Origin of the sequence: Parabacteroides acidifaciens (assembly GCF_003363715.1) — a bacterium.
Classification (GTDB): domain Bacteria; phylum Bacteroidota; class Bacteroidia; order Bacteroidales; family Tannerellaceae; genus Parabacteroides; species Parabacteroides acidifaciens.
Window position 1 is genome coordinate 160916 of sequence record NZ_QREV01000005.1, and the last position, 10179, is coordinate 171094.

Genomic DNA, 10179 nt, shown 5'->3' on the forward strand with positions numbered 1-10179 from the left:
TCTATGAATTCTTTAAAATGTAATACCCGCAGGTCGTATAGAAATTACGGATATAAGGGATATTCAATATGCCCCATAGTTTCCGGGGACGGAGATTGAATTTTGTTTCGTAGTTCGGATTGATGAAGTAGAGGACTTCTTCGAGTATCTGGTAGTTTTCTTTATGCACGATTGAAAGAAAACGTTCCAGTGAAATGCCGGTATCTTTGATCTCCAACAGTCCGTCCGGATTAACGTTACCCCATTCCAAAACTTTCTTATAGACAGGACGGGGCAATAGATGGATCCAGGGTGAATGGCTGAGAAGCTTGTTGCCGCATATTTGTTGATGTCCGCCGAATGGATTCTGCCAAGGAGGAAAAGCAACAAAAATGATACCGTAAGGATTCAAGAATCTTTTAATAAAAGGCAAGAATAATTCTTGGTTTGGGATGTGTTCTATCACATCCCGGATAATGATGATATCAAATGTGTTGTTTAGTTCTGTTACTTTGTAGATATCCTCGCAGATCAGTGTCAGGTTTTTATTGTTGGGGTGTGTACTGTAAATATCTTTTGCAATGGCGATCTGACCTCCGTTGATGTCGATACCTGTCACTTTACAACCGAGATCTAAGAACGGTTTGATATTACCGCCTTCACCACAACCTATTTCGAGAATATTGGATTCGGCAGTTATCTGTCGATGTTTTTCGATAAACGGTATTACATATTTTTGTGTAGTAATACTTTGTTCCTTGAAATATAATTGTCTGTCTGCGTGTCTTGTTTGCATGTCTACAAAATAGAAATCCGGAAGGAATCCTTGATTTAAACAAGATTCCTTCCGGAGAGATATTAATATCTGTAATGTTCAGCTTTGTACGGTCCTTCAACCGGCACGCCGATATAATCAGCTTGCTTCTGTGTCAACTTGGACAGCTTGACACCAATACGTTCCAGGTGGAGGCGGGCTACTTCTTCGTCCAAACGTTTAGGCAGGCGGTAAACACCGATTTCATAAGGCATTGTCCACAAATCCATCTGAGCCAGAACCTGATTCGTGAATGAGTTACTCATGACGAAAGAAGGATGGCCTGTTGCACAACCTAAATTGACCAGACGACCTTCTGCCAGCAGGAAGATGGAGTTTCCTGTTGGGAAAGTATATTTGTCTACCTGCGGTTTGATGTTAGTGTGCTTGATATTCGGATAGCTTACCAGCTTGTCTACCTGGATTTCGTTGTCGAAGTGGCCGATGTTACATACGATAGCCTGGTCTTTCATCTGAGCCATATGCTCGATAGTCAGGATATCGCAGTTGCCGGTAGTTGTAACAAATACGTTACCTTCCTTAACCGCTTCTTCCATTGTAGTTACTTCGAAACCTTCCATAGCAGCCTGTAAAGCACAGATCGGGTCGATTTCCGTAACCAGGACGCGAGCGCCGTATGAGCGCATGGAATGGGCGCAACCTTTACCGACATCGCCATATCCGGCAACTACTACCACTTTACCGGCGATCATTACATCCGTCGCACGCTTGATACCGTCAGCCAGTGATTCGCGGCAACCATAGAGGTTGTCGAATTTGGATTTCGTAACGGAGTCATTGACGTTGATAGCCGGAACCAGCAACTCGCCTCTTTCCATCATCTGGTACAGACGGTGTACGCCGGTTGTCGTTTCTTCGGAAACACCTTTCATTTCGGCTACTGTACGATGCCAGCGGGTATTGTCTTCAGCCAGGATACGGTTTAATGTATCCAGGATCACCTGTTCTTCATGGTTGCTACCTTTGCGGTTGATTGTTTCGGCATCGTTCTCTGCACGGTAACCCATGTGAACCAGCAGGGAAGCGTCACCACCGTCATCCACAATCATCTGCGGACCTTTACCGTCGGGGAAACGGAGCGCCATGTCGGTACACCACCAGTATTCTTCCAGTGTTTCACCTTTCCAGGCGAAAACGGGAACACCATCGGCAGCGATTGCTGCGGCAGCGTGGTCCTGTGTGGAGAAGATGTTACAGCTTGCCCAGCGAACATCTGCTCCCAACGCAACTAATGTTTCGATTAACACTGCGGTCTGAATCGTCATGTGCAGTGAGCCGGTGATACGAGCCCCTTTCAAGGGTTTCTGGTCGGCGTACTTCTTGCGGAGTGCCATAAGTCCCGGCATTTCGTGTTCGGCGATTTCGATTTCCTTGCGACCGAATTCTGCCAAACTCATATCTGCTACTTTATAAGGCAGATTAGTTGGAAATAATTGTGACATAAATTGATACTAAAATGTTAATGCTGCAAAGGTAGTAAAAAAACTTATACAGGCGTAATCCCTTGCTCTGCCAATAACTTTAATCCTAAGTCTTTCAATTTGAATTTCTGAATCTTTCCGCTACCGGTCATGGGGAAAGTATCGACGAAGAAGATATATTTCGGAATTTTGTGGCGGGCGATTTTTCCGCGGCAGAAATCCTTGACGATATCTTCAGTCATTGTGACGCCGTCATGCAGAATGATGAAAGCGCCAACCTCTTCCCCGTATTTCTTCGATGGGACGGCTGCGACTTGTACATCTTTCACGCCTTCCAGGTGGTAAAGGAATTCTTCCAGTTCACGCGGATAGATGTTCTCACCTCCGCGAATAATCATATCTTTGATACGGCCGGTGATCCGGTAGTTGCCGCTTTCGTCTTTCACGCCTAAGTCACCGCTATGGAGGAAGCCGTTCTTGTCGATCACTTCAGCGGTTGCCTGTGGGTTATTATAGTAACCTTTCATGTTATTATAACCCCGGTTACACATTTCGCCCTGTACGCCAACCGGACATTCTTCTCCGGTTTCGGGGTCAATCACACGTACTTCAGTAAATTCGTAGTCATGTCCGACCGTATTATAGCGCACTTCTGCCGGATCTTCGATACGGGAATGCGTCATGCCGGGCGATGTCTCAGTCAATCCGTACACGCTTGTTACACGCATATACATTTTCTCTTCCACCTGTTTCATCAACTCGACAGGGCAGAGAGAACCAGCCATGATGCCTGTACGCAGGGAAGTCAGGTCGAACATGCTGAACATCGGATGGTTCAGTTCGGCAATGAACATGGTCGGTACGCCGTATAGTGCCGTACAACGTTCTTTATGGATAGAAGCCAACACAACCAGCGGATCGAACTTCTCGACCATAACTTGCGTGCAGCCGTGTGTCAAGACATTCATGGATGCCAGTACGACACCGAAGCAGTGGAACAGCGGCACACAGCAGCAGAGTTTGTCTTCTCCTGTGAATTTCATATGCTCGCCCGTCAGCAAACCATTATTGGCAATGTTATAGTGAGTCAACATGACCCCTTTCGGGAAACCGGTTGTACCGGATGTGTATTGCATGTTGACAACATCGTGCGGTGTTACCAACTTTTTGGCTTCGATTAAAGTCTCGTCACTTACATTTTCTCCTAAGAGCAGCAATTCGGGTGTGTTATACATCCCTCTGTACTTCTCCTGTCCGATGTAAACGACATTCTTCAGGACTGGAAAACGCTTGCTCTTCAGGTAACCGCGTTGCGATTCTTTCAGTTCCGGAAGCATCGTGTACATCATGTCGACATAGCTGCCGTCGAATACGCCATCGGTAATACACATTGTATGGATATCGGCGTTTTCAACTAAAAACTCCAACTCGCTTTGCTTATAGTTTGTATTGACAGTAACGGCTACTGCGCCTATCTTGGCTGCTGCATACAGGAAAGTCAGCCAGTCCGGAACATTTGTTGCCCAGATGCCGACATGCGTACCATGCTTGATCCCGATCGAAAGCATGCCTTTTGCCATCCGGTCTACACGTTCGTTAAATTCCTTCCAGGTGAAACGCAAGTCGCGGTCTGAATATACCAGGTATTCCCTGTCCGGCGTTGTCTCGGCCCAGTGTTCCATCCATTGGCCGAGTGTTTTATCTTGTAATTGTATTTCCATAAAGACTGCGGATTAATAGGGGGTGTAAACGACTCCGAGTATTTTCGCCGTATTGTCGGCAGCGGCGTGTACATGGTGGGCTACGATCGAATCATAGTAGATGCTGTCGCCTTCTTCCAGAATATAGGTGTTTTTGCCATAGTTGATTTCGAGAATGCCTTCCAGTACGTAGATGAACTCTTCCCCTTCGTGAGTAGACAGGACAAAATCGACACCTTCTTTTGTCGGCGCAACGTCGATCAGGAACGGCTCCATGTGGCGTCCGGATTTATCCTGCGACAAGGAGTGATATTCCATGTGCTTGCGTGCTTTGCTGTCGTTATTGCTGAAGCCGATACTGTTCGCATCGTTGCTGTCTTTTTTACGGCAAATAACAGGACCGAGTTCGGCCTGATCGTCCAGGAATGTACCCAGGCGGACGCCCAATACGCGGGCTATCTTGATTAACGGGGCCAGAGACGGGAAGTCGATGTTGCCCTCGATGCGTTCTATTTGATCAATGCCTAAGCCTGAGCGTTCGGATACTTCCTCGATAGAAAGTTGTTTGGATTCACGGATGCTTTTGATTTTCGCTCCGATGATTTTGTTGTTTCCCATGAGTATTATTCGTTTATTGTTTGTTGATTCTTTTAATTTGTAACTGAACGGCGCAAAATTACATTAATTTTTCATTAATCAAAGTTCTTTCGTAAAAGAAAAAAAGGATGCCCTCCGTAGAGACCATCCTTTTCTGTAACTTCTTGCGAAGAAATTGTTTCTTACTTTCTGATACCAAGCTCTTTGATGATAGTACGATATCTTTCGATATCAGTCTTGATCAGGTAGTCCAGTAAACGGCGACGTTTACCTACCAACATCTTCAGAGCTCTTTCAGAGCTATGGTCTTTGTGATTAACCTTCAGATGTTCTGTTAAATGTGCGATACGTACTGTAAACAGTGCGATCTGGCTTTCTGCTGAACCTGTGTTTGTAGCAGATTTGCCATACTTTTCGAAAAGTTCTTTTTTCTTTGCTGAATCTAAAAACATGATTCTTTTGTACTTTAATAAATTAATACTATGTTATCTAAGCGGGGACAAAGGTAGGTATTCCTTTTTGATTGACCAATCTTTTTCAGTATCTTTTTTTATTTTGAAGCGCCATTGTCATATACTTCTCGCAAATTTATTGTAATTTTGTCGCCAATAAATTAGTTTTCAATGCAAAAGATTAGAAACATCGCGATTATCGCGCACGTAGACCACGGTAAGACAACGCTCGTGGATAAGATGTTATTAGCTGGTAAGCTTTTCCGTGAAGGACAGGCAGAGCCGGATCAGTTCCTGGATAACAACGACCTGGAACGCGAACGAGGGATCACGATCCTCGCCAAAAATGTCTCTATTAATTATAAAGGTTATAAAATCAACATTATCGATACTCCGGGCCACGCCGACTTTGGAGGTGAAGTGGAACGCGTATTGAACATGGCCGATGGCTGTCTGTTGTTGGTCGATGCTTTTGAAGGCCCGATGCCGCAGACGCGCTTCGTGCTTCAGAAAGCTATCCAGCTCGGGCTGAAACCGATCGTTGTGATTAATAAGGTAGACAAGCCGAACTGCCGTCCGGAAGAAGTACAAGAAATGGTGTTTGACCTGATGTTCAGTCTTGACGCAACGGAGGAGCAGCTCGATTTCCCGACTATTTACGGTTCTGCAAAGCAGGGTTGGATGTCGGAAGACTGGAGAGAACCGAAAGAAGATATTACGGCAGTGCTTGATGCTATCATTAAGTATATACCGGAACCTACGGTTCTGGAAGGAGCTTCACAGATGTTGATTACTTCATTAGACTATTCCAAATATGTAGGCCGTATCGCTGTAGGTCGCGTACATCGTGGAGAACTGCGCGAAGGTCAGGACATCATGCTGTGTAAGCGTGACGGCTCGATGGTGAAATCCAAGATTAAGGAAATCGACGTATTCGAAGGTTTGGGACGTACAAAGGTGGATGCCGTCCAGTCCGGTGATATCTGCGCCGTTATCGGTGTAGAAGGCTTCGAGATCGGTGAAACGATTGCCGATGCAAACGAGCCGGAAGCGTTGCCGACAATTGCTATCGACGAGCCGACAATGTCTATGCTCTTTACCATCAATAACTCTCCGTTCTTCGGAAAAGACGGTAAGTTTGTGACATCCCGCCATATCTACGACCGTTTGATGAAGGAGCTGGATAAGAACCTCGCATTGCGCGTTGTTCCGACAGATTCAGCCGATGCCTGGTTGGTTTACGGACGTGGTGTGCTCCACTTGTCTGTGTTGATCGAAACTATGCGACGTGAAGGCTACGAGTTACAGGTCGGCCAGCCGCAGGTAATCATTAAGGAGATCGACGGTGTGAAATGCGAGCCGGTTGAACAATTGACAGTCAACCTGCCGGAAGAGTGTTCCAGCCGTATCATCGATATGGTAACCAAGCGTAAAGGTGAAATGACGATGATGGAAAGCAAGAACGACCGTATGCATTTGGAATTTACGATTCCTTCACGTGGTATCATCGGTTTGAATAATGCTGTTCTGACTGCTTCTGCCGGTGAAGCGATCATGGCGCACCGCTTCCTTGAATACCAACCGTGGAAGGGCGAAATCGAACGTCGTACGAACGGTTCCATTATAGCCATGGAGACAGGCACGGCTTATGCTTATGCCCTGAATAACCTGCAGTCTCGCGGACGTTTCTTCATCGCTCCACAGGAAGAGGTTTACGCCGGACAGGTTGTTGGCGAACATACAAAAGACAATGATTTGGTTGTAAACGTAACGAAGTCCAAGAAACTGACAAACATGCGTGCTTCCGGTTCCGACGATAAAGTATCTTTGGCTCCTCCTACTGTCTTTAGTTTGGAAGATGCTCTGGAATATATCAAAGGTGATGAATACGTGGAAATTACGCCGAACAGTATGCGTATGCGTAAGATCATTTTGGATGAACTGGAGCGTAAGCGTCAGGGAAGATAAGCAATAATGTAAGAGAAATCTGTTTTCGGCGGCGCCGTGTATGTTTTTGACATTGCCATGAATATTTTTGGCATCGTCGAAAATATACACGGCGTTGTCGTAAATAGATTTTCCGTAGAATATCTTATATTTGCCATCCGAAATGATAAGCTTTGCTAATTAATGATGATGAAAAATGTATTTAAGGCAGTTGTGTGCCTCTGTTGTGTCTTTACATCTCTTTCTGCTCAGGACCGTGTAGTCGAATTGACAAATCCGGATGAAAGTTGTACAAGTATTGCTGCCGGAAAGTTGGCTACAGCCGATGGTTCGGTTATGACATCCCAAACCTGTGATGGAACTTCACGGACTTGGATGGAAGTTGTACCTGCTCATGATTGGCCGGATACGGCGAAGGTTGACATCTATTGGGATCTCCGCCATACCGAAAGTAAAAACGACCGTTTGGGAGTAATTTTGAAAGGCTCCATACCTCAAGTCCCTCATACGTTTGCTTATCTGAACACTGGCTATCCTTGTATGAATGAGAAGCAGTTGGCAATGGGTGAAACGACAATTGTAGGACGTAAAGAACTGCGTAACCCGAAGGGACTTTTCCATATAGAAGATTTACAAGGAATAGCCTTGCAACGTTGTAGCACTGCTCGTGAAGCCGTTCTGTTGATGGGACGCCTGGCTGAACAATACGGCTACCGCGATGGAGGCGAATGCCTGACAGTTGCCGATAAAAAAGAACTTTGGTTTTTTGAGATTACCGGTGCGGGACCGGATGATCCGAGTGCATTATGGGTTGCCCGGCGCATACCGGACGATCATGTGACGGTGTCTGCCAATACGCCCCGTATCTCGGATGTGGATTTTAAGGATAAAGATAATTTTATGTATAGCAAAGGGCTGAAAGAAAAAGCCCTTAAACTGGGATATTGGGATGGGAAAGAACCGTTCAAATTCTGGAAAGTTATCCATGAAACAGGAAAAAAGCCTTTTACGATTCGTGATTTCTTTGTCTTGAAAACACTGGCGCCTTCTCTGGATCTGACGATGGATATGGAGGAACTTCCTCTGTCTGTCAAACCGGACCGGCAAGTGTCATTGGCAGACATCAACCGCCTGCTGCGTGAAACATACGAAGGTACGGAGTGGGATATGACAAAAGATATAATGATCACAAAAAAGATCAAAGATAAAGATGGAATAGAGCGTGATACCACTTATAAAAGCCCTCTGGCGCAAAACTGGATGACGAACGACATGTTAGAATTCCTGAATGCGCAGCGGGGTGAAGAAAGGAAGATCGAGAAACAACGTACGATATCTGTCGTCTGGTGCTCTTATTCATTTGTGATACAATGTCGTGATTGGTTGCCGGATGCGATAGGAGGTGTTTGTTGGTGGTCGGAAGATAATCCGGGAGAAAGTCCCCGCGTTCCGTTGTTTGCCGGGATGACGGATGTTCCCGAGAGCTTTAAGGTTTGCGGGCATAAACGTTACCGGCCGGATGCAGCTCTGTGGACATACCGCCGCACAAACCGGTTGGCCCAGGTTAGTTGGGGGCATGGGCGTAAGTTGATTGAACCGGCCGTTCTTTCTTTTGAGCAAAAAGCGGCAGACGAGATGCCTCTGATCGAAAATAAAGTATCAGCCCTGATTAAAGAAGGTAAAGAAGAGGAAGCCAAGGCCTATCTCACCCGCTATTCGTCCGACTTTATCTATTCCACTCTGCGTTGCTGGGAAGAGATGGAAGGAGAGCTCTGGCATAAGTTCGGGCGGGGATTCTGAATGGAATCCCTTAGTGTAAATTCTTTTGAGCTTTTTCGCGCTGCTTCTCGATTTCTTTTCGATAAGAAAGCGGGTTTATGCCCGTTTTGCTCCTGAAGAAGTAGGAAAAATAATCCGCCGATTCGAAATTCAGTTTCATGGCGATGTCTTGTATGGACATATCCGTACTACTTAGCAAATCTTTGATCTTGCTGAGCTTCAGCTGCAACATGTATTGGTGTGGGGCGATTCCCGTATATTGTTTGAATGATTTCCTGAAATTGGAATAGCTCATGTTAATCGATTCCGCAACATCCTCGGGAGTAAACTTGTCATAGATATTCTCCCGCATCAGGACACAGGCTTCCTGTATTTTCTGCATGGATGCCGAACCGGAGTCCTGATTTTTGCTGATGGAATAGATCAAACCTATGGTGTGCATGACAATTCCGGCTAACACTGCCTGGAATCCAGTCCTCTGTGCCCTGGCACAGTCAAGCATTTCCCCGAAATGCTTGACTATTTGATCGTTTATACCAATATGAAATATAGGGTTTGCGTTATTCACAATCTTGTTTAATAAATTTTCAAAATATTCTCCGTGAAATGTAACGTAATATTCATCCCATCCGATATTGGGTTTGGGTTGATAATTATGCCATTGCCCCGGGAAAAGAAAAAAAGCGTCACCTTTGGAGAGCTTTTTTTCCGGACAGGTTATAGAAGAAAAGGTCCCTTCTCCTTTTATTATATAGACTAATGCAAATTCATCGATAATTCTACCTCTTTCAGGATTGAATGTATATCCGATCGGATGTCCTTTAAGAGGGTAGCTGTCTTTTGAGTCAATAGATTGAAATCCAATTCCGCTAATAGACATGCTCCAGATGTTTTCATCATTATTTGTCGGTAAGTACTTTATGACATTATGTTTGCTACGGTCGAAATCCATTTGGTGCTTTTTTGAAGTTATAGAATGAAATTTTATTATGTGAAATTTGCATCTTACTCGCAAAGATCATACTATATATAGTGTATCCTAATCACGCAAACATAATATTTATTTTTCAATTTCCTTTGCTACTTGTTTGTTTTTTTAGCAATATACTTGTTTGTAAGATTTTTTGTTTCGTAAAGAAATCCCTGAAAAACAGGATTTGATATTCGATTGAATTTCTCCAATAGTCGCTTTTGGAAATAATAGAGAATCTTATGTTCAAACCAGCATATATCAGGAATGTCATTTTTTTATTTCCTGGGACTTATTGTATAAAACGCATTTTTTAGACTCAAAAGATCTCCGAAACCAAACAAATGTTAATCTATTTTTTTGGCCTCAAAAAGGGCCTTTTTCGCCTTTTTTGAGCGTTTCCAGCAATTACGACCGTCCTTTTTGCCATTACGACCGTGCTAATGTGTAGTGCACTCGGCACCTCGCGAAGATTGGCACGGTCGTAATGGCGATTTGG

Annotated in this window: 8 protein-coding genes; 2 read left to right on the forward strand and 6 right to left on the reverse strand. The window is 44.8% G+C overall.

Translation table 11 applies throughout. The features are described from left to right. Position 1: 1 nt before the first annotated feature. The 5 genes from DWU89_RS03930 to rpsO all read right to left on the reverse strand — a co-directional run bounded on the left by DWU89_RS03930 (position 2) and on the right by rpsO (position 4984). Positions 2-775 (reverse strand): class I SAM-dependent methyltransferase, encoded by a 774-nt coding sequence (locus tag DWU89_RS03930; protein WP_115498364.1) that lies wholly within the window; start codon positions 773-775, stop codon positions 2-4. Between the two features lie 62 nt (positions 776-837). Next, positions 838-2256, reverse strand: a complete 1419-nt coding sequence (ahcY, locus tag DWU89_RS03935) for an adenosylhomocysteinase (protein ID WP_115498365.1) — start codon at positions 2254-2256, stop codon at positions 838-840. Positions 2257-2300: 44 nt separating this feature from the next. Then, positions 2301-3956 (reverse strand): AMP-binding protein, encoded by a 1656-nt coding sequence (locus tag DWU89_RS03940; RefSeq protein ID WP_115498366.1) that lies wholly within the window; start codon positions 3954-3956, stop codon positions 2301-2303. A gap of 12 nt (positions 3957-3968) precedes the next feature. Further along, positions 3969-4553, reverse strand: coding sequence for a helix-turn-helix domain-containing protein (locus DWU89_RS03945; RefSeq protein ID WP_115498367.1), 585 nt, complete (start codon positions 4551-4553; stop codon positions 3969-3971). 161 nt (positions 4554-4714) lie between these two features. Further along, positions 4715-4984, reverse strand: a complete 270-nt coding sequence (gene rpsO / locus DWU89_RS03950; protein WP_115498368.1) for a 30S ribosomal protein S15 — start codon at positions 4982-4984, stop codon at positions 4715-4717. A 171-nt stretch (positions 4985-5155) separates the two neighbouring features. On the opposite strand from rpsO, the gene typA reads away from it, so the two are divergent. Together typA and DWU89_RS03960 are read left to right on the forward strand one after the other, a co-directional pair. Then, entirely contained in the window at positions 5156-6952 is a 1797-nt protein-coding gene (gene typA, locus DWU89_RS03955) for a translational GTPase TypA (protein WP_115498369.1), read from the forward strand. 165 nt (positions 6953-7117) lie between these two features. Beyond that, positions 7118-8731: a dipeptidase gene (locus tag DWU89_RS03960; RefSeq protein ID WP_115498384.1), complete on the forward strand. Its 1614-nt coding sequence runs from the start codon at positions 7118-7120 to the stop codon at positions 8729-8731. A gap of 10 nt (positions 8732-8741) precedes the next feature. Here DWU89_RS03960 and DWU89_RS03965 read toward each other — a convergent pair whose 3' ends face one another. Beyond that, on the reverse strand, positions 8742-9662 hold the full coding sequence (locus tag DWU89_RS03965) for an AraC family transcriptional regulator (RefSeq protein WP_115498370.1): 921 nt from the start codon (positions 9660-9662) through the stop codon (positions 8742-8744). Positions 9663-10179 lie beyond the last annotated feature (517 nt).